Annotated in this window: 21 protein-coding genes; 9 read left to right on the plus strand and 12 right to left on the minus strand. The window is 70.1% G+C overall.

Annotated elements, in window-relative coordinates; genetic code table 11:
• Window positions 1-44 precede the first annotated feature (44 nt).
• Window positions 45-1,835, plus strand: coding sequence for a lipase family protein (locus LK09_RS09115; protein ID WP_039398521.1), 1,791 nt, complete (start codon window positions 45-47; stop codon window positions 1,833-1,835).
• Here the strand turns inward: LK09_RS09115 and LK09_RS21960 are convergent.
• Both LK09_RS21960 and LK09_RS21965 read right to left on the minus strand, forming a co-directional pair.
• A complete protein-coding gene (locus tag LK09_RS21960; protein ID WP_039398523.1) occupies window positions 1,832-2,146 on the minus strand; it encodes a transcriptional regulator in 315 nt (104 codons plus the stop codon). The two genes, LK09_RS09115 and LK09_RS21960, sit on opposite strands and share 4 nt — an antisense overlap.
• Entirely contained in the window at window positions 2,143-2,472 is a 330-nt protein-coding gene (locus tag LK09_RS21965; RefSeq protein ID WP_231563003.1) for a hypothetical protein, read from the minus strand. Before LK09_RS21965 ends, LK09_RS21960 begins: the two co-directional genes overlap by 4 nt.
• A gap of 225 nt (window positions 2,473-2,697) precedes the next feature.
• On the opposite strand from LK09_RS21965, the gene LK09_RS09130 reads away from it, so the two are divergent.
• From LK09_RS09130 to LK09_RS09150, 5 genes are all read left to right on the plus strand, one after another.
• On the plus strand, window positions 2,698-3,045 hold the full coding sequence (locus LK09_RS09130; RefSeq protein ID WP_039398527.1) for a PadR family transcriptional regulator: 348 nt from the start codon (window positions 2,698-2,700) through the stop codon (window positions 3,043-3,045).
• Window position 3,046: 1 nt separating this feature from the next.
• Window positions 3,047-3,958, plus strand: coding sequence for a permease prefix domain 1-containing protein (locus LK09_RS09135; RefSeq protein ID WP_039398529.1), 912 nt, complete (start codon window positions 3,047-3,049; stop codon window positions 3,956-3,958).
• A 128-nt stretch (window positions 3,959-4,086) separates the two neighbouring features.
• Window positions 4,087-5,091 carry a daunorubicin resistance protein DrrA family ABC transporter ATP-binding protein gene (locus LK09_RS09140; RefSeq protein WP_039398650.1) on the plus strand — a complete coding sequence of 335 codons (1,005 nt, stop codon included), beginning with the start codon at window positions 4,087-4,089 and terminating at the stop codon, window positions 5,089-5,091.
• Window positions 5,088-5,924: an ABC transporter permease gene (locus LK09_RS09145; RefSeq protein WP_039398531.1), complete on the plus strand. Its 837-nt coding sequence runs from the start codon at window positions 5,088-5,090 to the stop codon at window positions 5,922-5,924. The genes LK09_RS09140 and LK09_RS09145 overlap by 4 nt, the downstream gene beginning before the upstream one ends.
• A gap of 205 nt (window positions 5,925-6,129) precedes the next feature.
• Window positions 6,130-7,461 carry a PQQ-dependent sugar dehydrogenase gene (locus LK09_RS09150; protein WP_052226607.1) on the plus strand — a complete coding sequence of 444 codons (1,332 nt, stop codon included), beginning with the start codon at window positions 6,130-6,132 and terminating at the stop codon, window positions 7,459-7,461.
• 106 nt (window positions 7,462-7,567) lie between these two features.
• Here the strand turns inward: LK09_RS09150 and LK09_RS09155 are convergent, their stop codons facing one another.
• Entirely contained in the window at window positions 7,568-8,257 is a 690-nt protein-coding gene (locus LK09_RS09155) for an ankyrin repeat domain-containing protein (RefSeq protein WP_197061011.1), read from the minus strand.
• A 63-nt stretch (window positions 8,258-8,320) separates the two neighbouring features.
• On the opposite strand from LK09_RS09155, the gene LK09_RS09160 reads away from it, so the two are divergent.
• Both LK09_RS09160 and LK09_RS09165 read left to right on the plus strand, forming a co-directional pair.
• A complete protein-coding gene (locus tag LK09_RS09160; RefSeq protein WP_052226608.1) occupies window positions 8,321-8,986 on the plus strand; it encodes a GntR family transcriptional regulator in 666 nt (221 codons plus the stop codon).
• A gap of 212 nt (window positions 8,987-9,198) precedes the next feature.
• Window positions 9,199-10,488 carry a cytosine permease gene (locus LK09_RS09165; RefSeq protein ID WP_039398537.1) on the plus strand — a complete coding sequence of 430 codons (1,290 nt, stop codon included), beginning with the start codon at window positions 9,199-9,201 and terminating at the stop codon, window positions 10,486-10,488.
• Here the strand turns inward: LK09_RS09165 and LK09_RS09170 are convergent.
• Window positions 10,469-11,440: a GlxA family transcriptional regulator gene (locus LK09_RS09170; protein ID WP_039398539.1), complete on the minus strand. Its 972-nt coding sequence runs from the start codon at window positions 11,438-11,440 to the stop codon at window positions 10,469-10,471. The two genes, LK09_RS09165 and LK09_RS09170, sit on opposite strands and share 20 nt — an antisense overlap.
• A 126-nt stretch (window positions 11,441-11,566) precedes the next feature.
• On the opposite strand from LK09_RS09170, the gene LK09_RS09175 reads away from it, so the two are divergent.
• Window positions 11,567-12,157: a cysteine hydrolase family protein gene (locus LK09_RS09175; protein WP_039398541.1), complete on the plus strand. Its 591-nt coding sequence runs from the start codon at window positions 11,567-11,569 to the stop codon at window positions 12,155-12,157.
• A 51-nt stretch (window positions 12,158-12,208) separates the two neighbouring features.
• On the opposite strand, the gene LK09_RS09180 is transcribed toward LK09_RS09175, so the two are convergent.
• The 8 genes from LK09_RS09180 to LK09_RS09215 are packed head-to-tail and all read right to left on the minus strand — an operon-like array spanning window position 12,209 to window position 20,711.
• Window positions 12,209-13,450, minus strand: coding sequence for a M24 family metallopeptidase (locus tag LK09_RS09180; protein WP_039398543.1), 1,242 nt, complete (start codon window positions 13,448-13,450; stop codon window positions 12,209-12,211).
• Window positions 13,447-14,532 (minus strand): sugar phosphate isomerase/epimerase family protein, encoded by a 1,086-nt coding sequence (locus LK09_RS09185; protein ID WP_082008164.1) that lies wholly within the window; start codon window positions 14,530-14,532, stop codon window positions 13,447-13,449. Before LK09_RS09185 ends, LK09_RS09180 begins: the two co-directional genes overlap by 4 nt.
• Before the next feature lie 4 nt (window positions 14,533-14,536).
• Window positions 14,537-15,991 (minus strand): FAD-binding oxidoreductase, encoded by a 1,455-nt coding sequence (locus tag LK09_RS09190; RefSeq protein ID WP_039398545.1) that lies wholly within the window; start codon window positions 15,989-15,991, stop codon window positions 14,537-14,539.
• Complete coding sequence (locus tag LK09_RS09195; protein ID WP_052226609.1) at window positions 15,988-17,061, minus strand: sugar phosphate isomerase/epimerase family protein; 1,074 nt, start codon at window positions 17,059-17,061, stop codon at window positions 15,988-15,990. The genes LK09_RS09190 and LK09_RS09195 overlap by 4 nt, the downstream gene beginning before the upstream one ends.
• Window positions 17,058-17,888: an ATP-binding cassette domain-containing protein gene (locus tag LK09_RS09200; protein WP_039398547.1), complete on the minus strand. Its 831-nt coding sequence runs from the start codon at window positions 17,886-17,888 to the stop codon at window positions 17,058-17,060. The genes LK09_RS09195 and LK09_RS09200 overlap by 4 nt, the downstream gene beginning before the upstream one ends.
• Window positions 17,885-18,748: an ABC transporter ATP-binding protein gene (locus LK09_RS09205; protein WP_052226610.1), complete on the minus strand. Its 864-nt coding sequence runs from the start codon at window positions 18,746-18,748 to the stop codon at window positions 17,885-17,887. Before LK09_RS09205 ends, LK09_RS09200 begins: the two co-directional genes overlap by 4 nt.
• Window positions 18,748-19,692 (minus strand): ABC transporter permease, encoded by a 945-nt coding sequence (locus LK09_RS09210; protein ID WP_082008165.1) that lies wholly within the window; start codon window positions 19,690-19,692, stop codon window positions 18,748-18,750. Before LK09_RS09210 ends, LK09_RS09205 begins: the two co-directional genes overlap by 1 nt.
• Window positions 19,689-20,711 carry an ABC transporter permease gene (locus tag LK09_RS09215; protein WP_039398549.1) on the minus strand — a complete coding sequence of 341 codons (1,023 nt, stop codon included), beginning with the start codon at window positions 20,709-20,711 and terminating at the stop codon, window positions 19,689-19,691. Before LK09_RS09215 ends, LK09_RS09210 begins: the two co-directional genes overlap by 4 nt.
• Between the last annotated feature and the right edge of the window lie 41 nt (window positions 20,712-20,752).

Consider the following 20,752-nt stretch of genomic DNA (forward strand, 5'->3'; position numbering starts at 1 on the left):
GTTGCCGTCATCTGGGGATGGAAGGATCTGCTTGGCTTGAGAGCATGCCCGAGATGTCCGTCGCCGCCGTCCGTCGGCGATGGGGGTCGGCGGCCCACCGATTCCGGCATCTTCCGCGCTGGGCGCGCGCCGGACTCGCGCTGGTGGCGATCCTGCTCGGCATCTACCTGATCAGCCGTCCGACGATGTCGCTCGCGATCATGGCGATCGTCGTCGGCGCAGGCTTCCTGGTGCAGGGAGTGCTCGTCCTCGCGGTCGATGAGGAGCGCCCGCCCGAGGGCGCCTGGTGGCGTCGCAGCCGTGCCCTCGACGGCGGGCTCTGGATCACCGCGGGCCTGTTCATCCTGCTGTTCCTCGGCCTGACCGTGCGCCTCCTCGCGGTGGTCGTCGCCGTCGCGCTGATGGCCACCGGGGCCCGGCAGCTGATCGGCTCCTACCGGCGCACGCAGAGCCTCGACCACCGCATCGCCGACGCCGCCTTCGGCATCGCCACGATCGCGTTCGGACTGCTGGCCCTGCTGTGGCCGGACATCACGCTCATCATCGCCGCCGTCGTCTTCGGTGCACGGCTCATAATGTCGGGCGCGACCGAGCTGTGGCGGGCGGTGCGCGGCGGGACGGTCGTCCCTCGCCCCCGGCGGTTGCGGGCGCCGCGGGGCCCGCTGCGCATCCTCGGCGCATTGTGCACCGTCCTGGTCGTCGTGCTCGCCGCGGCCGTCAGCCTCGCGGTGCGCAGCGAGACGCCCGTCGTCGACCAGTTCTACGCCGCCCCGCGCGAGGTGCCGCACGAGCCCGGGAAGCTGATCCGAGCCGCTCCCTTCACCCGCGACGTCCCCGCCGACGCGGTCGGGTGGCGCATCCTCTACACGACTCGCCGCGGCGACGGGGCATCCGCCGTCGCCAGCGCGATCGTGGTGGTGCCCAGGGTCGGCCCGGGCGACTGGCCGGTGATCAACTGGGACCACGGCACCACAGGATATGCGCAGATCTGCGCCCCGTCGCTGCTGCCGCACCCGTTCGACGTCGGCGCCCTGTTCGTGCTGCCGCAGATCATCGAACGAGGCTGGGCTCTGGTGGCGACCGACTACATCGGCCTCGGCACCGTCGGTCCGCATCCGTATCTCGTGGGCAAGGACTCGGCGTACGCCACCCTCGACGCGCTCCGGGCGGCGAAGACCCTGCATGCGGCGCGCCTGGGCGATGAATCGGTCGTCTGGGGGCATTCGCAGGGCGGCGCCGCGGCGCTCTGGACGGGGGCGCTCGCCAAGAAGTACGCACCGGAGCTGAAGATCGAGGGGGTGGCGGCGCTCGCGCCCGCGGCGAACCTCCCGGGGCTCACCGGGAGCCTCAACCAGTTCATCGGTGGCAGCGTGTTCGCGTCGTTCGTCGCCGCGGCCTACTCGGCCACCTACTCGGACGTCACGTGGAGCGAGTACATCCGGCCGGGAGCCGAGCCCGTCGTGCGGGCGATGTCGGAACGCTGCCTGACCGGCGCAGGCCTCTACGTGTCGGTGCTCGACGCGCTCTCGCTGACGCGCGACCCGGACATCTTCGGCGAGAGCCCGACGATCGGTCCGCTCGGACGCCGTCTCGAAGAGAACGTCCCGCCCGCCACGATCACGGTGCCGCTCCTGATCGCACAGGGCGACACGGACCCGATCGTGCTCCCGGCGGTGCAGAAGTCGTACATCGCCCGCGTGCGCTCGGCGGGCGAGCATGTCGACTATCGCACCTTCGCGGGGGAGGACCACGTCGGGTTGGTGAAACCCGGTTCGCCGCTGATCCCGGTGCTCTTCAGCTGGACGGCGTCCCGCTTCGCCACGCCGGTTCTCTAGACCGGACCATCCACCCGCGGGTGTCCGGCCGTGATGTCGCGGAGAGCGGCGACGTGAGCCGCGTACGCATCTTCGCCGGTCGGGGTGAGGGTGACCCAGGTGCGCTGCCGTCCCAGGGCCGCGGCCTTCGTGACCGACACGTATCCGGCGTCGGCGAGGACCTTGAGGTGCTTGCTCACGACCGAGTCGGCAACGCCGAGCGCATCCCTCAGCGCCGCGAACTCCACCCGTCCCGAGATCGCGTCGAGCATTGCGAGGATGCGCAGACGCTGCGGAGCGTGGACGATCTCGTCGAACCGAGCCTCCGTCACGGTTCGAGTCTCGATGCTTCCCAGCGGAGGGTGACCGCCGCGGACCCGAACCCGGTGGCGACCCCGCCCAGGGCGGCGACGACGACGACAATCCAATCGGCCGTGCCTGTGAAGTGCAGGATGCCTGCCACGAGCACGGGTACTGCCACGAGGGACATGGACCACGCCCACATCCACGCGGGCCACGCGGACGCCGGCACGGTAGTCCCGGTCGCCCGCCGGTGGGCGCCGATCAGGACGCCCTCGGCGACGATGACGGCGAACATCACGGGCAGGTACCACCATGTCCCCGTGCCCAGGCCGATGGCCAGCACGAGGACGGCCATGGTTGCGCCGAGGAGCACGAAGTACCAACGGGGCGTCCGGGTGCGCCTCAAGATCGCTGTCCGGGCTTGGGCGATCGCATGCAAGCCGTCGTCCTCAGCGAAGTCACTTTCCATAACGGAAAGAGTGTCACTTTCCAGTATGGAAAACAAGCAACCTGCGCCCGTGATGCTGACGACGCATAAATCTCTCGCTCACCAAGTACTTGATGTGATACAGTACCTGACATGAGCAAAGACGACGCGTTCGCGGCCGACCTGCTGCGGGGGCATACCGACACGATCGTGCTCGGCGTGCTGCGCCGCGGCGATCGGTACGGCTTCGAGATCTACAAGACCATCCGGGATGCCACCGGCGGCGATCACGAGATCAAAGAGGCCACGCTCTACGCCACCTACCGCCGGCTCGAGAAGGACGGCCTGGTCGAGTCCTACTGGGGCGACGAGACACAGGGCGGCCGGCGCAAGTACTACCGCATCACCGACGCCGGTCGTGCGGTCTACAAGAACAACGTCGCGGCCTGGGTCGCCACCCGCCGCATCATCGACTCCCTGCTCGACGTGAAGGAGAGCTGACATGAACACCGACATCCACCGCCTGCTCGACGAGGCATTCGCCGGCGTCGAGATGACTCCCGACGCGCAAGATCTGAAAGAGGAGATCCGCGCGAACCTGGTCGCTCGCGTCGACGAGCTGGAGGCATCCGGCGTCGCACCCGCGGATGCCGCGGCACGCGCGATCGCCGAGCTCGGCGACGTGCGGGAGCTCCTCGGCGGGTCCGGCTCGCGTGACTCGGCCGAGGCGACCGGCGGGTCGCGCCGCGGCGGTTACGACTTCGCGGCCATCGCCGGCCGGCGGGTGCGCCCGAAGCCCGCGTTCGTCGTGCGCACCGTCGTCCTCAGCATCGTCGCCGCCGCGGCCGCCGTGCTCTTCGTCCTCGCCCTGCTGGGCGTGATCACCGCGGGCCTGGCGGGAGCGCTGGCGCTGGGCGTCGTCTTCAGCGGCGCACTCGGCTTCGTCACCGGCGACGCCCTGCTGCAGGAGACCACGACCAACCACCCTCTCCCACCGGGCCGTGCGATCGGCTTCGGCGCCGCGACGTTCGGCGTGCTCACCGGGGTCGTCTTCGGCGCCGCGTTCGCGGCGAACCTCGCCCTCATCTGGCTCGTCGTGGTCGCGGCGCTCCTGCTGGTGGCATCCATCGCCGCCTTCTCCTGGCTCGGCGCCACCCAGACGAACCGCCATAAGGCGTGGACCCGCCGCATGCACGAGAACATGCCGCCGAACCGCTTCGAGGAGCATCCGGAGGTCGCCGCGCGCTTCGGGATCTACACGGCCGTGATCTGGGTGGTCACGTTCGTCGTCATCGCGATCCTCGTGTTCACCGTCGGCTGGTGGTGGGCGCCCGTCGCGTTCGTCGGCGGCTTCGCGGTGATGATGCTCGTGCTGGCCCGCATGATGTTCGGCCGCAGCGACTCCGACCGCTGACCCCACCCGCAGACCCCGGTCGCCCCGCGAGCGCAGCGAGACGAAACGCAGCTGACGGGAGCGCTTCGCGCTTCCTCGCTCAACGACCGAGAAAACAAAGAAACCCTCAACCGGAAGGGATGCTCGTCATGCCCGAAAACATCGATGCGATCGTCGCCGAAGACCTCGTCAAGGTCTATCCCGGCCGCGGCCGCCGCCCCGCCGTCCGCGCCCTGGACGGACTCGGCTTCACCGTGCCCGCCGGCCGCGTCTACGGCCTCCTCGGCCCGAACGGCGCCGGCAAGTCCACCACCACCAAGATCCTCACGACGCTGTCGCGGCCGACCTCCGGCCGGGCGCGCGTCGCCGGCCACGACGTGCAGCGCGAGCCGGATGCCGTCCGCCAGTCGATCGGCTACGTCTCGCAGGGAGCGAGCACCGACCCGTTCCTCACGGCGGTGGAGAACCTCGAGATCGCCGGGCGGATGCGCGGCGTCCCGTCGTCCCAGGCGCGGGTGCGCGCCCGGCAGCTGCTCGACGAGTTCGGGCTCGCCGAGGCATCCGGCCGGCCGGTCAACACCTACTCGGGCGGCATGCGGCGTCGCCTCGACGTCGCCGCCGCCCTCGTGCACCGGCCGCGGGTGCTGTTCCTCGACGAGCCGACCACCGGCCTCGACCCCGAGGCGCGCGCAGCCATGTGGGACGAGATCCGGCGCCTCGCCGCCGAGGACGAGCTCACCGTCATCCTCACGACTCACTACATGGAAGAGGCCGACCGCCTGGCCGACCACCTCCTCATCGTGAACAAGGGGCAGGCGGTCGTGCACGGTACCCCGGGCGAGCTCAAGGCGGCCCTGCACGGCGACTCGCTGCGGGTCTCGCTCGTCGAACCCGACCCTGCGCAGGTGCGCGCCGCGGTCGCGACGGTGCCGGCGCTGCGCGACGTCGTGGTGGAGGCATCCGGCGTCGACGGCGTGCTCGCCGCCCGCACCGACGATGCGTCCGCCGCCGTGGGCTCGGTCATCGCCGCGCTGGATGCCGCCGGCATCCGCTACGGGCAGGTCGCCGCGTCCCACCCCACCCTCGACGACGTGTACCTGCACTTCGTCGGCCACACCTACGGACACACCGACACCGAAGGAGTCGCAGCATGAGTACCTTGACAGTCGCTCGTGCCACCGTTCACACGCCGGCCCGCGCGGGCTGGTTCACCCAGGCCGGCCAGGTGCTGCGGCGCTGGCTCATCGTCTCGCTGCGGCAGGCGTGGGGCCCGATCATGTCGCTCATCCAGCCGGTCATCTGGATCGTGCTGTTCGGCAACGTGTTCCGCTCTCTCGGTCTGCTCCCGCAGTTCGGCCCTTCGACAGGCTCAGGGACCAATGGCTACATCGACTACCTGGTGCCCGGCATCCTGATGATGACCGTGCTGTACTCCGGCGCCTGGGCGGGCACCGGCTACATCGACGACATCAACTCCGGCGTCATGGACCAGTACCTGACGTCGCCGATCCGTCGCACCGCGATCATCACCGGCCAGCTCGGGCAGCAGCTCATCATCAACCTCGCGCAGTCGCTGGTCGTGCTCGGTATCGGGTGGCTCGCCGGAGCCCGGTATCCGGGCGGTGTCGGCGGGATGCTGGCCGCCCTCGGCGTCGCGACGGTGCTCGCGACGATCTTCTGCTGCTGCTCCACGGCGGTGGCCCTCATCTCGCGCAATCAGATCGCGCTGATCAGCCTGTCGCAGCTGATCGTGCTGCCGGCCACGTTCCTGTCGACCACGATGATGCCGGCATCCCTCATGCCGGCGTGGGTGCAGAACGTCTCGCGCTGGAACCCGATGACCTGGGCGGTCGAGGTCGGGCGCGGCGGCCTCACCGGCACCTATCCGGATGCCGTGTGGTGGCAGGTCGGCGGACTCGCGTTGCTGGCCGCCCTCGCCTTCGTCTGGGCGGTGCGCTCCCTGCGCTCGTACCAGCGCTCGGTCTGACCCCCGGGCCCGCCGGCCCGGCGGCCGGCGGGCCCCCGCTGCTCCACCGACAACAATGGTCGTCCCTCGAGGCCGTTGTTGTCGGTGGAGCATGGGCGGGTGCGCTTCAACCGACAAGAATGGTTGCGGCTCGGCGCCATTCTTGTCGGTGGAGCCGTCGGAGGGGGAGGACCACGTCGGGCACGGGACGCGTACGGTCGTGGGTGTGAGGACCATCGGGCGGTGGGGACGACGGGCGGCGGCGCTCGCCGTGGCAGCAGCCGTGCTCGTCGGGGTGACCGCGTGCACCGGGCCCGCCGCACGGACACCGTCGGCCGCGACACCGACACCGACACCGCCGGCCCCGGCCGCCGGCGCTCCGGGAACACTGTCTCCGGTCCGGCTCTCGGTCGCGGCGGGCACCGATCCGGGCGCGGCGGCGGGGCGGTCCCTGAGCCTTCCGCGCGGCTGGACCGGGGCCGTGTGGGCGAACGTGCCGGGCGCGCGCGTGGCCGCGTGGAGCCCCGACGGGCGCCTCGCGGTCTCCACCGGCGGACGCGGCGATGTCGTCCTGCTCACCCCGGCATCCGGAACGCGCGCGCCGGGGGCTGCGATCCTGCTGCGCGGTCTGCAGGATCCCCAAGGTCTCGCCTTCACGGTGCAGGGCGGGCGGACGGTGCTGATCGTCGGGGAGGGCACCCGCATCACGGCCTGGGACTACTCCGACGGCCGGGTCTCGAATCACCGCGTCCTCGTCGCGGGACTGCCGGATGCCGGCCACGGCGCCAAGGGCGTTGCCGCGCACGGTGACGCGGTCTTCTACAGCATCGGCTCCTCCGGCAACCGGGTGCCCTCCGACCGCGGTGTCTCTCCGCAGCGCGCGACGGTGTGGCGGGTCGGTCTCGACGGGCACGGCAACCGCATCGTCGCCAGCGGAGTGCGCAACGGCTTCGGACTCGCGATCGCTCCCGACGGCACGCTGTTCACAGCTGTGAACCAGGCCGACGAGCAGCCGTTTCCGTTCCCCGGCGACCGGTTCGGTCAGGTGGTTCGGGAGTACGTGAACGAGAACCCGGTGGATCAGGTGTCGCGTCTGACATCCGGCATCGACCTCGGCTGGCCGTACTGCGTGCCCGACACCCGGCACGGCGTCACCGAGGTCCCATACGTCGACGATCCAGAGTTCAACCCGGGCGGGAAGGCCCTCGACTGCTCGCGGCTGCCGCCCACGATGGTCGGGCTCCCCGCGCACAGCGCGCCCCTGGGGCTGGCCTTCACACGCGACACCTCCCTGCAACAGACGCTCGGCGACGGCGCCCTCATCGCCCTGCACGGGTCGTGGGACCGCCAGCCGCCGCGCGCACCGTCCGTCGTCTACAGCGCGTGGGATGCTGCTCGTGCGGCACTCGGTGCGAGCACGCCCCTGGTCACCGGATTCCAGGATGCCGACGGTTCGCGCTGGGGGCGCTCGGTGGATGCCGTCCCCGGCCCGGACGGCTCGGTCTACGTGACGGACGACCTCGCCGGGCTCGTCTACCGGCTCACGCCCGGCGGCTGAATCGCGTCGCCGGACTCTCCCGAGGTTCGGGCCGAAAGCTTCGCCCGACAAGATTTGTCGGGGTCTCGCACCGTTGTTGTCGGTGGAGCGGGGGAGGACGGCGGCGTCAGGCCGCGTCGATCGCCGCGACGATGTCGGTGAATCCGCGGGCGGCGGCGAGCTCGCGGGGGAGCCTGCCCTCGCCGTCGCGGATGCCCGGGTCCGCGCCGGCGGCGAGCAGCATCCGCACCGCGGCGACGTGGTCGGGTCCGCCGTCGCCGAGCACGATGGCCTCCAGCAGGGCGGTCCAGTGCAGGCGGTTGACGTGGTCGACGGGGACCCCGGCATCCAGCAGCATCCGCATCGTCGACAGGTGCGCGCGCTCGCTCGCCGGGATGAGTGCTGTTCCTCCGTAGCGGTTGGTGCTTCGCACGTCCGCTCCGTGGTCGAGGGTGAGGCGGAGGATGTCGTCCAGTCCTTCGGCTCCGGCGTAGAGGTACGGGGAGTCCAGGATGTCGTCCTGCAGGTTCACGTCGGCCCCGGCCGCGATGAGCACCCGGGCGGTGTCGACGTCGGCGGCGTGGGTCGCCGTCAGCAGCGCCGTGCGCCCGTGGCGGCCGCGCGCGTCGATGTCGGCGCCGGCGTCGATGGCCTGCTGGACCGCGACCGGGTCGCCGGCGGCGGCCGCGCGCAGCAGGGCGGCGGTCGGTGCGGACGAGGATGCCGCGGACCGCGGGGATACCGAAACGGTGCAGGCAGCCAGAAACGCGGTCGCGGCGACGGCGGCTCCGGCGGCGAGCATGCGCAATCGAGGCATGGATCCTCCTTCGTCCGTCAAATGGTATACCGCGATCCCTGCGAGGAATGTCACAATATCCCCATGACAGAGGTCGCGGCATTCGAATCCGAAGTGGATCGCGTCACGCACATCCTGCGCGACGAGATCCTCGACGGCGTTCGCGAGCCCGGCAGTCGGCTGGTCGAACGCGAACTGGCCGCTGACCTGGGGGTGAGTCGCATTCCCGTGCGGGATGCGCTGAAGGTGCTCACCGCGGAGGGGCTCGTCACGCCCCGGCCGCGCTCGTGGGCGATCGTGCGCGAGTTCACGCCGGCCGACGTCGCCGACCTCAACGAAGTGCGCTCGGCCCTGGAAGTCCTCACTTTCCGCCTCGCCGCCAACCGGCGCAGCCGCGAAGGTCTGCAGCGGCTGCGCGCTGTGCTCGACGAGGAGATCGAGGCATCCCGACGGGGTGACGCCGCGGCTGCCCGGCGGTATGCGGCCGACTTCCACGAGGTCGTCACCTCGATCGCGGGCAACGATCTGCTGTTCGAGATCGACGGGCTGCTTCGCAGCCGCATCCGCTGGCTGCTGGTGCAGCACGACGACACCCCGCAGGTGGCCGCCGAGCACGAGGCGCTGTACAACGCGATCGCGCAGCGCGACGTGGGCCAGGCCAGCCAGCTGATCCTCGCCCACATGGGCAACATCCGCTACCTCGACGACCCGACCTGGCGCGACGACGACCCCCAGCTCGCCGGCATCTGAGCGCCCACTCAGCACGATTCGCGTGATTCAGCAGGATTCCGCGCAGATCGTGCTGAATCGGCGTGCTCGGACTGACCTCACCTGTGCCGATTGGCGCCACGGCTGGCGCTTTGGTATACCGGAGCCTAGAATGGCATTCCATCCGCGTTCCACGTAGGCGATCGCAGCCGACCCAGCCGCCACCGCCCGGACCCCCCGAGGAGAACACACCCATGGCGGCAACCGACACCGAGGTCGAGGTCTCAGCCGGACTCGAGTCCGAGTTCGAGCACACGCCCGTCCCGCAGTCCCACCGCAAGTCGCTGCTGACCGTCTCGGCGGTCTGGTTCGGATTCCCGATGATCCTGACCAATGCCGTGCCCGGCGGCCTCGTGGTCGCCATGCTGGGCTTCTGGCAGGGACTGGCCGCGATCCTCGTCGCGAACCTGATCATGTTCGTGTACGTGAGCCTGCTGAGCTACCGCGCCGGGCAGACCGGCAAGAGCTTCGCCCTGCAGGCGACGGAGACCTTCGGCACCGTCGGCTACGCGATCGCGTCCGGATTCCTCGCGACCGTCGTCGTCGGCTGGTTCGCGTTCAACACCGGCGCAACCGGCTCGAGCCTCGAGCACGCCTTCGGCTGGAACCAGATGCTGGTCGCCGCACTGGCCGGCGTCCTCTTCATCGCCGTCACCTACCTCGGCATCAGGGCGCTCTCGGTGATCGGCGCGATTGCCGCGCCGCTGTTCATCATCGCGGCGGTCATCGCCATGGTGATCGCCTCCAAGACCGTCGACTTCAGTCAGATCACGCACTTCACCGGTGCCGGCGGCATGACGTTCGGCGTCGCGGTGACCGCGATCATGGCGACCTTCGCCGACTCCGGCACGATGACGGCGGACTTCACCCGGTGGTCCAAGAACGGCAAGCAGGCCGTCATCGCGACTGCGACCGCGTTCCCGATCGCGAGCCTCATCGCGCAGCTGTCCGGCGGCATCCTCGTCGCGGCCGGCGCCATCGCGAACGCCACGGTCGCGGGCGGTGACTTCACGCCGATCCTCACCGGGCCCGGCAACCCGCTGCTGGACATCCTCGTCGTCGTCTTCGTCGTGGTGAATCTCGGCTCGGTCTGCACCCACTGCCTGTACAACGGCGCCCTCGGCTGGTCGCACCTGGTGCGCGGCAAGATGCGCGTGCTGACCCTCGTGCTCGGAATCATCGGCGTCGTGCTCGCGGTGCTGGGCGTGTGGAGCCTGTTCGTGAACTGGCTGGTGTTCCTCGGCGTCATCGTGCCGCCGCTGGGCGCCGTGCTCATCGGCGACCAGATCGTGCTCGCCCGTCGCCTGCCCGGACGACGAGAGCAGCGCTTCCGCCCGACCGCGTTCATCGCCTGGGGGATCGGCGCGGCCGCGGCGCTGTGCGTGCACCTGTTCGCACCGGCGTGGTCGGATGCCGTCACCGGCCTCGTCGTGGGCCTTCTCGCCTACCTCCTGCTGGAGCAGGTCAAGCCCAAGCAGGCCTGACCGCGGCAGTCCCGAACTCGGCACGGTACCTCGTCGGTGCCGTGCCGAGTTCGCGTGCGAAGACCTCGCGCAGCCGGGCCGCCGAGCCGAATCCGGCGCGGGCGGCCACGGCATCCACTCCGAGCGTCGTCGTCTCGAGCAGGTGGCGCGCGCGGGCCAGGCGCCCGGCGGTGAGCCACTCGTGCACGGTGGTGCCGGTGCGCGCCCGGAACGCGCGGGTGAACGTGGAGCGACTGAGATGCGCGCGGGATGCCAGTTCGTCGATCGTGACGCGCTCGTCCAGGTGCTCCGCCGCCCACGACAGGACGTCCGAGAGCGCATCGCGCGGGGCATCCGGCAGGGGCGCCTCGATGAACTGCGCCTGGCCGCCGGCGCGGTGCGGGGCGGCGACGATCCGACGCGCGACCCGGTTGGCGGTGGCCTGACCGGCGTGGCGGGCGAGCAGGTGCAGGCACGTGTCGACTCCGGCGGTCGATCCGGCGCCGGTGACGATCGCGCCCTCGTCGACGTAGAGCGCCTCCGGTTGCAGCCGGACGGCCGGGAACCGGCGGCGGAAGGCGTCCGCCCACTGCCAGTGCGTCGTCGCCCGGCGTCCGTCGAGCAGCCCCGCATCGGCCAGGACGAACGCCCCCAGGCACAGGCCGACGACGGTGGCGCCGCGGGCGTGGGCGGTCTGCAGTGCGTCCACCACCGCCCCCGACGCCGGTTCGTCGGGATCGTCCCACCACGGCACAACGACGATGTCGGCGTCGGCGGCGGCATCCAGCCCGTTGGCGACGTCGATGGCGTAGCCGGCGTTGGTGGTGAGGCGCCCGGGATGCTCGGCGGCGATCATGACGGGCCAGCCCCCGGGCAGCTCGTCGGCGAGTTCCTCGCCCCAGACGAGCGAGGGCACGGCCAGATGGAACGGGCTGATGCGATCGAAGGCGATCACGGCGACGCGGGGGAGCACGGAAGGCCTTCCGGATGGGGGTTGCGGCGAACGGGCCGATCCGACGTCGGAGTGACCCGAATCAGGATGTTCAGAGCATATCGGGTCATCCAGGATGGGAGGACAGCCTCCGGAAAGAAGGAATCCATGCCCAGCCAGACCCTGCGCTCCGTCTCCGAGCTCCCCGCGACCCCCGCGGTGCTCGCCGACTCGACGGTGATCCTCATCGACTACCAGAACACCTACACGCGCGGCGTGATGGAGCTGGACGGGTGGGATGCCGCGCTCGACCGTGCCGCCGAGCTGCTGAGCCGGGCGCGCGCGGTCGGGGCCACCGTCATCCACGTGCAGCACGACGACGGGCCGGGCACGGTCTACGACATCTCCGCCGACATCGGCGCGATCCACGCGCGCGTCGCGCCGATCGCGGGCGAGGAGGTCGTGGTCAAGCACGCGCCCAACTCGTTCGTCGGGACGAACCTCGGCGACCTCGTCGACGCGGCCGGCAACGAGTCCGTCGTCATCGCGGGATTCATGACGCACATGTGCGTCAACTACACCTCCGAGGGGGCGTTCCTGCGCGGCAACGCCCCGACCGTGGTGGCGGATGCCTGCGCCACCCGGTCGCTGCCGTCGGCCGCCGGCGACGTCTCGGCCGCCGATCTGCATCGCAGCGCCCTGGCGACGATCGGCGACGTCTACGCGGTGGTCGTGCCGAGCGCCGCCGGCCTGGGCTGACAGCAGGATGCCCCGGCCGTGGCCGGGGCATCCTGAGTCGAGTCGAGCGGATCAGACCACGACGAGGCGGTTGGGGATCGTGTTCAGCTCTTCCACGCCGTTCGCCCCGAGCAGCACCGTCCCCCCGACGCATACGCGCTGGCCGTCCCGCAGGGCATTCGGCTCGAACGCGAACGCGTGACCCTCTTCGATGACGAAGTCGCCGTCCAGGCCGACGCCGATCGGCAGCCGATCGAGGTGTCCGAGGGCCGGGTCGACCGACGGGTTGAGGCGGGTCGCGCTGTTGTAGATCGGAGAGACGGTCTGCACCATGGGGCCGGTGTTCCACGTGCGCGAGCGGTGCAGCGGCTCCTCCATGATCGCGGCGAGCTCGGAGAACCGCATGCCCGGCCGCAGCGCCGCGAGACCGGCCTGGTACGAGTCGACGCACACCTGCTCCAGCTCGCGCAGCAGGGCGCTGGGCTCGCCGATCGACACGTCGATCTGCTGCTGGGACTCCTGGCCGCCGTAGAACGCGAAGATCTCAGCGGCGATCGTGTCACCCTTCGTGAGGATGTGCGGAGCACCGCCCATTTCGAACCACTCCGGCACGCCCCACGCGAACATGCTCGCCCCCGCACGCTCCAGCAGGTACGGCGCGCGGACCCACCCGCCGCCGGCGATGATCGCCTGGAACGCGGCCGCCGAAACCTCGTGCTCGTTGCCCCCGCGACGGGCGGTCTCGACGAACGCGCGGCAGGCATCCTCACCGAGTGAGGCGGCCTTGCGCAGCAGCACCTGTTCTTCGGGGCTCTTGATGATCGCGATCGACTCGTAGGCCGCGGCGACGTCCACCCACTCCACGCCGGGGAGGCTCCGCAGCACCCGGGTCCAGGTCGTGTACGAGATCGTGCCCGAGCCCTCGCCGACGAACCGGCCGGTGAGGCCGACGATGCCGAGTCGCGCGTGGTCGAGCGACCGCTCGCGGATCGTCGCGACCAGGTTCGCGATCGGGTCGCCGTGCACCCAGTCCTCGACCCAGCGTTCCCAGCGGCCACCCTGTGCGTCGTAGCGGCCCAGCGGGACGTCGCCGAGGAACAGGCGCGGGTCTTCGGTGCGCGTCAGGAGGACGAGAGCGCCCTTGCCCTCGTTCGTGAGGTAGTAGTCGGCCATGTCACGGCCGGAGCCGAACACGACGACGCCGTCGAGGCCTTCGGCCGCCAACAGGTCGCGGATGGCCGCCCACCGGCGATCGCGTTCGTCGAGGCTCAGCGTCGGGTAGCCCTCGATGGTGGTTGTCAGGGTGTCGCTCATGCGAATGCACCTGCCCTTTCTTGTGCGTTGTGGTTCGTTCGTTCGCCGGTGAGCCGGTCGATCAGCTCGCGCAGGCGGGCGGCGCTGCGCAGGATGAAGTCGAGCGACTCCTGTTCCCCGACCGGGGAGTTCAGGTCGTCCCAGCCCGGCACCGCACCGGCGGCCGCGCGGCGCTCGTAGTCCGCGGTGAGCCGGACCACCTCGAAGGCCTCCGCCAGGGTGAGGTCGGGATGCCCCCGCTGCCACCGCTCGTCGAAGGTCTGCAGCGTCATCCGGCCGCGGGTGCTCTCCACGATGCCCTCGATCGAGAGCATCAGGTCGTGTCCGAGCAGGGGGGTGAGAAAGGCGTCCCAGTCGATGACGCCGTCACCGACCGGCTGCAGGATGCGGGCGATCCCGTCGGGCCGGAACAGCATCGCGGCATCCCGGATGTGGCTGGAGCGGATGTACGGGGCCGCCCGCTGCACTGCGGAGACCGGGTCCTCGCACCGCACCAGGACGTTCGCGGAGTCGAACGTGATCCCGACGACGTCCGGCCCGACGGCCTCGACGAGCCGCACCAGCTCGAACGTGGTGATCTCCTCGTGCGTCTCCAGGTTGAGGTGCACGCCGGCATCCCGCAGGATCGGCGCCAGCCTGCGGAGGAACGTCTCGGTGGCGGCGAGCTGCTCGTCCCACGTGACGTCGGTGCGGAACCGGTCGCACGCGTAGAGACCGTCGAGGCGGAACTGGTAGTTCGCGGTCGCCGACCAAAGTTCGGTGATGCCGACGGATGCCGCCGCTTCGATCATCATCCGCATGGCGTGCAGGTAGTCGCCGCCGCCGAGCGCGCGGATGCTCGGGGCCTCCGGCGTCGCGTAGGGATTCACTTTGCCGGCCCCCGCCTCGACCCGCTGTCCGAGGTCACGGGCAGCGGCCATGGCGGCATCCAGCTCACCGCGGTCGAGGGTGGGACTCAGCTCGAGGATCGACCGGAAGAAGACCCCGTCGAGCCCGAGCTCCGCGGAGCGAGCGAGGAGGTGCTCTCCGCGCTCGCCGCGCGAGTCCGCGAGTTTCGTGCTGTCGACGCCGACGCTCAGCATCGGATCATTCCCCCGCCCAGTCGGTGCCCGAGTTCGCGAGCGCGAGGTCGACGAGTCCGTGGTCGAACACGTTCTGCGGGTCGTACTGCGCCTTGGTGCGGGCGAGACGGTCGAATTTCGCGCCGTAGATGTCGCGCGCCGATTCGGCGTCACCGTGCTCGGAGGCGAAGTTGATGTAGGTGCCGTGCTCCCACTCGCTCACCGCGGCAGAGAATCGCTTCACCCACGAGACGAGTTCGGGGCGCTCGTCGGAGTACTCCCAGTCGGCGCCGATGTTGCCCGACCAGCGCGAGTGGATGTCGGTGGTCGAGTCGTTGCTGTGATCGCGCGGGGTCACCTTGCCGGCGATCAGCTCGAACGGGCACATCACCTGATGCGAGATGAAGGCGCTCGAGTTGAGCGAGCGGCCCGGATAGGCGTCCGAGTACTCGATCGCGATGTCGAGCAGCTCGTCGGGCAGGTCGCGGAAGGCGACGTGGCGCCAGTAGTGCGAGATGCCGTAGCGGAACTCGTCGTCGGTGGCGTGCTGCAGAGTCACGTGCGGGATGCTGCGCACGCTCTCGTAGATCGGGGTGCCGATCTCGAACATCGGCGCCGACAGCGCGGGCTCGAGGGCGGGGTCGCCGTACGTCACGGTCGCGACCGAGATGACCGGGGTGCCGCGGTGCTCGCGGGGCAGCTGGGACCAGTAGGCGGGTGCGCGGTACAGCCGCACGAACGTTCCGACGTTGTCGGGCATCGCCGGGGCGTCGTCGCGGAAGCGCTGCAGGATCTCCTTGCGGTACTCCGCCGGGTAGAGCGCCAGACGCACGGTCGCGAGCCCGGGAAGGTCGACGTAGTCGAACACGAACTGCGTCGCGATGCCGAAGTTGTGCCCGGCGCCCTTGAGCGCCCAGAACAGGTCGGGCTCGTTGTCGGCGTTGACGCGGCGGATGACGCCGTCCGCGGTCACCAGTTCGACCTCGCGAAGGAAGTCGACGGTCGAGCCGAACATGCGCGACAGGTAGCCTTGCCCGCCGCCGAGGGTGAGGCCCGCGACGCCGGTGTGCGAGACGACCCCGGCGGGGAGGGCGATGTCGTACGGCTCGGCGGCGCGGTCGACGTCCCCCCAACGGCATCCGGCGCCGACGGTCAGGGTGCGCTGCTCGATGTCGACGGAGACGTCGCGCATGAGGGACGTGTCGATCATCACGCAGCCGTCGGACACCGCGGTGCCGGCCAGGTTGTGGCCGCCCCCGCGGACGGTCAGGGATGCCCCGGCCGCGAGGCACCAGCGCAGGGCGGCGGCGGCGTCTTCGGCGGTGCGACAGCGCACGATGGCGGAGGGGTGCTGGTCGATGTCGGCGTTCCAGACGCGCCGCAGCGATTCGTAGCCCGGCTGTCCGGGCAGGACGACGTCGCACTCGACGGCGTCGACGAGTGCGGTGAGGTCGGTGATCACGGTGGTGGTGTCGTTCATGAGGTGTGCTCCAGAAGGGAAAGGGGTCGGGCGGCGATCGCGGCACGGAGGGCGTCGTGCGACCGCTGCAGGAACTCGATGTAGTCGGTGCGTGCCGGCGGCCGGGCGCGCAGGACGTCGACGCACTCGACCGTGCCGCGGTCGGCTCTGGCCGGGTACTCGTCCACGAGTCGCTCCAGCTCTGTGACGTCTGCTTCGGTCAGGTCGGGATGCATCGAGCGCCAGTACTCGTCGCGGGGGTTCAGCGTCATCTCGGCGCGGGAACCGCCGATGCCCTCGATCGCGAGGTCGAGGTCCGGCTGGGCGGTCAGGAGCGCGTCGACCAGTTCGTCCCAGTCGATGACGCCGGCGCCGACGGGGGCGAGGAAGCGCGAGATCCCGCCGTCGACACCGACGAGCACGGCATCCCGGAGGTGGGTCATATGCGTGTAGGGCGCGACGCGGTGCACGGCGTCCATCACGGGCTCGCCGCGCACCATGAGGTTGCCCGGGTCGAGGCAGACACCGAGCACGTCCTCCCCGACCTGCTCGATGAGGCGGACGATCTCGAAGGTGGTGATCTCTTCGTGCGTCTCGAGATTCAGCCGGACGCCGTTCGCGCGCAGCGCGGGGGCGAGCCGCTGCAGGAACCGGGAGATCGCGACGAGTTGGTCGCTCCAGCTCACGTCGGTGCGGAACCGGTCGAAGCCGAACGGCGCCGGCAGGTCGTGCTTGAACCCGCCCGTCGCCGTCCACGCCTCGGTCCACCCGTGCTCCGCGCACAGGTCGATGAGGCGCACCATCCCGTCGAGATAGCTGCCGTCCCCCAGGTCGCGGATGCGGGGAAGCTCCGCCGTCATGAAGGGGTTGACCTTGCCCAGCCCGAGCTGAACGAACATGCCCTGGTGTGCGGCCTCCGCGGCGAACTCGCGCACGGCGCCCGCATCCAGCGTGGGGAAGGCCTCGTCGACCGTTCGCACGAGGATGCCCTCGAACCCCAGTGCGCGCACGGCGGCAAGCGTTTCGAGCGGGGTGCCGCCGAGCAGCGTCGTGCCATCGTGGAACTTGACATCCGATCCGATGCGGGTCATGCCGTCGCCGCCAGCCTGTCGAGTCGGCGGGCGCGACGCGCGCGCTCCTGCTCGGGATCGGGGATCGGGACGGCCTCGAGCAGCGACCGGGTATACGGGTCTTGCGGGTTCGCGTAGATCTCGGCCACCGGACCGGATTCGGCGATGACCCCCCGGTTGAGCACCACCAGCCGCGAGCACAGGTACTTCACCACGGCGAGGTCGTGGGAGACGAACAGCACCGTGAGATCGAGCTGACGCTGCATGTCTTTGAGGAGGTTCAGCACCTGCGCCTGCACCGAGACGTCCAGAGCCGAGACGGGCTCGTCGCACAGCAGCACCCGGGGGCCGACGACGAGCGCGCGGACGATCGCGATGCGCTGCCGCTGACCGCCGGAGAAGTGCCGTGGGTACCGGTCGAGGTGTTCGGGGAGAAGCCCCACGATCGCCATCAGCTCGTCGATGCGGGCACGCCGCTCACGTTCCGAGAATCCGCCCATGACCAGCATCGGCTCTTCGATGATCTGTCGAACCGTCATGCGCGGATCGAGGCTCGAGTAGGGGTCCTGGAACACCATCTGCACCTCGCGGCGGTAGCGGTCGAGCTCACCGTGCTTGGGATGCGTCGGGTCGATGCCGTCGTAGCGGATCGTTCCCGCGGACTCCTTCTCAAGGCCGACGAGGCAGCGGATGATGGTGGACTTGCCCGATCCCGATTCACCGACGAGCCCGAGAATCTCGCCCTGGCGCACGTCGAAGCTCACGTCTTCGAGTGCTCGATGGGCGCGCCTGCCACGGCCGTACTGCTTGGAAAGCCCCTCCACTTCGAGGAGGACGTCGCCGTTCATGCGGCGCTCCCTTCTGCGAGATAGTCCCCGACCGTCTTCAGCCGCACGTCGGGATCGGCGTCCAGCCGGGGCACGGAGCCGATGAGGCCGCGCGTGTACGGATGCTCCGGGTGCGCGAAGAGGTCGTCGACCGGCCGGTCTTCCACGAGGTGCCCGCGGAACATCACCGCGACGCGCTGGGCGAGGCCTGCGACGATGGCGAGGTCGTGGGTGATGAACAGCACGGCGAGGTTCAGCTCGCGGGACTGCTCTTCGAGGATGTCGAGCACCTGCTCCTGCACGCGGACGTCGAGTGCCGTGGTGGGCTCGTCGGCGATGAGCAGCCGCGGCTGGGCGACCAGCGCCGCCGCCATCACGACGCGCTGGCGCATGCCGCCGGAGAACTGGCCCGGGTAGGAGCGAAGACGCTCCTTCGCCTGTGGCACGCGCAGGCGATCGAGCATCTCGGCGGCACGACGATAGGCCTCCTTCTTGGAGACGCCGCGCACCAGCAACGGCTCCGCGACCTGTTCACCGATCGTGAGCACCGGGTTGAGAGCGGTCATCGGGTCCTGGAAGATCATCGAGATCTCGGCCCCGCGCACGCGCCGCAGAGCGCTCGGCGAGGCACCGATGAGCTGACGGCAGTCCCAGTCGATCGAGCCGCTGAGCTGCAGGTGGGGGTCCAGCTGCAGGATCGCCCGTGCGGTGATCGACTTGCCCGATCCCGACTCGCCGACGAGGGCGACGCGCTCGCCGGGGCGGATGCTCAGCGACAGGTCGTGCACCAGGGTGAGGTCGCCGATGCCTCCGCCGATGCGCTCCTTCTCGGGCACGCGCACGGTGAGGCCGTCGAGCGACAGCAGGGCGGGAGTGGACATCAGAACCTCCGGGAAGCAGGGTCGACGAATGTGCGGACGGCGTCGCCGACGAGTCCGAACGCGATCGCGCCGATGGTGATGGCAAGGCCGGGGAAGAGGGAGATCCACCAGGCAGTGGTGATGTACTGCTGGCCCTGCGCGATCATCGAGCCCCAGTCCGGGCTGGGCGGCGGGGCGCCGACGCCGAGGAAGGCGAGGCCCGAGATCATCACGATCGTGCCCGAGATCTCCATGCTGGCCTGGACGTAGATCGCGTCCAGGGAGTTCGGCAGGACGTGACGAAGCATCAGCCGGAAGCGCGAGACTCCGAGGATGCGCGCCGACTCGACGAACGACGCGGTCATCGTCTCGCGCAGGATGCCGCGGGTGAGGCGGGCGGTGCTCGGCCACGAGGCCATGACCATGGCGACGATGATGGACGTGAGCGAGGGGCCGAGCGCGGCGGCCAGACCGAGGGCGAGGACCAGCGACGGGATCGACATGAAGATGTCGCACGCCCGCATGATGGTCTCGTCCGCCCACCGCGGGAGCACTGCAGCGACGCTCGCCACGACGACGCCGATGAGGGCCGACAGCAGCACGATGGCTGCGGCCGACAGCAGGGTGAGAGCGGCGCCGGCGAGGATGCGCGACAGGACGTCGCGTCCGACGTCGTCGGTCCCGAAGAGGTGGGCGGCGCTCGGCGGGAGGAGCGCCGTGCGGGTGTCGACGTCGAAAGGGTTGTACGGCTGGAAGAAGACGCCGACGATGGCGACCACCACGAGGAGGGCGACCAGCACGAACGCGAACTTGTCCAGGAATGCGGTGTGTCGATGGAACAGGCGCCGCACGGGGCGCGCGATGCCGGTGCCGATCGTCGCGGTCCAGGTCGGGACCGGCGGCGCCGGCTCGAACGGCGCGCCGGGCGGGACGTCCTCGAGGCGGGATCCGGTTTCGACGTTCATGCGGTGACTCCCACCTGGGCGTGACGGATGCGGGGATCCAGCACCATCAGCACCAGGTCGACGATCAGTGCGGTGATGACGAAGACCGCGCCGATGACGAACACGGATGCCAGCACCGAGAAGGTGTCGTGGTTGAAGATGGCCTGGTAGAGGTAGCTGCCGATGCCGGGCAGGCCGAAGACCGCCTCGACGAGCACGGCGGCGCTGACCATCCAGCCGAACTGCATGCCGAAGATGGTGAGGACGGAGCCGAGCGACGATCGCAGGGCATGGTGCAGGACGACCCGTCGGCGCGGGGCGCCCTTGGAGATCGCGAAGGTGATGTGATCCGACTTCAGCGCGGTCATCATGTTCGAGCGGATGATGCGCGCCAGGGTCGCGATGAATGGCGTGCTGAGCGCCAGCGCCGGCAGGAGGAGGTGTCCCACCGAGTCGGCGACGTTGCCGATGTTCCCGAACAGCAGGGAGTCGACGACCGTGAATCCGGTCACGTCCGGCGGCGCCATGCCGACGCTGTTGGTCCCCGAGATCGGGAACCAGCCGAGCAGCGAACCGAGCACCCAGCGCATCATGATGGCGAGCCAGAACACCGGCACGCCGCCGGCGAGCACCATGATGATGCGCCCGGCGATGTCGCCGGCCCGGCCCTCGTTCACCGCGGCGATGATGCCGAGCGGTGAGGCGATGGCGACGGTGATGAGCATGCCGAGGATCACCAACTGGATCGTGGTCGGAAGCACGGCGGCCAGGTCGCTCACCACGTTCTGGTGAGTGACGATCGACGTGCCGAGGTCTCCGTGGAGGAGGCGCCCGAGGTACTGGAAGTACTGGACGATGACGGGCTGGTCCAAGCCGAGGACCTGCTGCATGCGGGTGACCTGCTCGGGGGTCGCCAGGCGCCCGGCTGCGACGCGGGCGACGTCGCCGGGGATCAGTTTCGATATCAGGAAGACGATCGTCGCGACGCCCCAGAGGGACAGCAGCGCCAGGCCGATGCGTCGAAGAAGGAAGCGTGTCATGACCTCACCTCGGTGTGCGGGCAGAAGAAGGGGGTGCCGGC

It is taken from the genome of Microbacterium mangrovi (assembly GCF_000802305.1).
Classification (GTDB): Bacteria; Actinomycetota; Actinomycetes; order Actinomycetales; family Microbacteriaceae; genus Microbacterium; species Microbacterium mangrovi.

What these genes read in the sequence shown, in the direction of transcription:
- LK09_RS09215 (WP_039398549.1), bottom strand. Translation starts at nt 20,711, where the DNA reads ATGACACGCTTCCTTCTTCGACGCATCGGCCTGGCGCTGCTGTCCCTC.
- LK09_RS09130 (WP_039398527.1), top strand. Translation starts at nt 2,698, where the DNA reads ATGAGCAAAGACGACGCGTTCGCGGCCGACCTGCTGCGGGGGCATACC.
- LK09_RS09145 (WP_039398531.1), top strand. Translation starts at nt 5,088, where the DNA reads ATGAGTACCTTGACAGTCGCTCGTGCCACCGTTCACACGCCGGCCCGC.
- LK09_RS09115 (WP_039398521.1), top strand. Translation starts at nt 45, where the DNA reads ATGCCCGAGATGTCCGTCGCCGCCGTCCGTCGGCGATGGGGGTCGGCG.
- LK09_RS09200 (WP_039398547.1), bottom strand. Translation starts at nt 17,888, where the DNA reads ATGAACGGCGACGTCCTCCTCGAAGTGGAGGGGCTTTCCAAGCAGTAC.
- LK09_RS09135 (WP_039398529.1), top strand. Translation starts at nt 3,047, where the DNA reads ATGAACACCGACATCCACCGCCTGCTCGACGAGGCATTCGCCGGCGTC.
- LK09_RS09180 (WP_039398543.1), bottom strand. Translation starts at nt 13,450, where the DNA reads ATGAGCGACACCCTGACAACCACCATCGAGGGCTACCCGACGCTGAGC.
- LK09_RS09190 (WP_039398545.1), bottom strand. Translation starts at nt 15,991, where the DNA reads ATGAACGACACCACCACCGTGATCACCGACCTCACCGCACTCGTCGAC.
- LK09_RS09210 (WP_082008165.1), bottom strand. Translation starts at nt 19,692, where the DNA reads ATGAACGTCGAAACCGGATCCCGCCTCGAGGACGTCCCGCCCGGCGCG.
- LK09_RS09175 (WP_039398541.1), top strand. Translation starts at nt 11,567, where the DNA reads ATGCCCAGCCAGACCCTGCGCTCCGTCTCCGAGCTCCCCGCGACCCCC.
- LK09_RS09160 (WP_052226608.1), top strand. Translation starts at nt 8,321, where the DNA reads ATGACAGAGGTCGCGGCATTCGAATCCGAAGTGGATCGCGTCACGCAC.
- LK09_RS09165 (WP_039398537.1), top strand. Translation starts at nt 9,199, where the DNA reads ATGGCGGCAACCGACACCGAGGTCGAGGTCTCAGCCGGACTCGAGTCC.
- LK09_RS09185 (WP_082008164.1), bottom strand. Translation starts at nt 14,532, where the DNA reads ATGCTGAGCGTCGGCGTCGACAGCACGAAACTCGCGGACTCGCGCGGC.
- LK09_RS09205 (WP_052226610.1), bottom strand. Translation starts at nt 18,748, where the DNA reads ATGTCCACTCCCGCCCTGCTGTCGCTCGACGGCCTCACCGTGCGCGTG.
- LK09_RS09195 (WP_052226609.1), bottom strand. Translation starts at nt 17,061, where the DNA reads ATGACCCGCATCGGATCGGATGTCAAGTTCCACGATGGCACGACGCTG.
- LK09_RS09140 (WP_039398650.1), top strand. Translation starts at nt 4,087, where the DNA reads ATGCCCGAAAACATCGATGCGATCGTCGCCGAAGACCTCGTCAAGGTC.
- LK09_RS09155 (WP_197061011.1), bottom strand. Translation starts at nt 8,257, where the DNA reads ATGCCTCGATTGCGCATGCTCGCCGCCGGAGCCGCCGTCGCCGCGACC.
- LK09_RS21965 (WP_231563003.1), bottom strand. Translation starts at nt 2,472, where the DNA reads ATGGCCGTCCTCGTGCTGGCCATCGGCCTGGGCACGGGGACATGGTGG.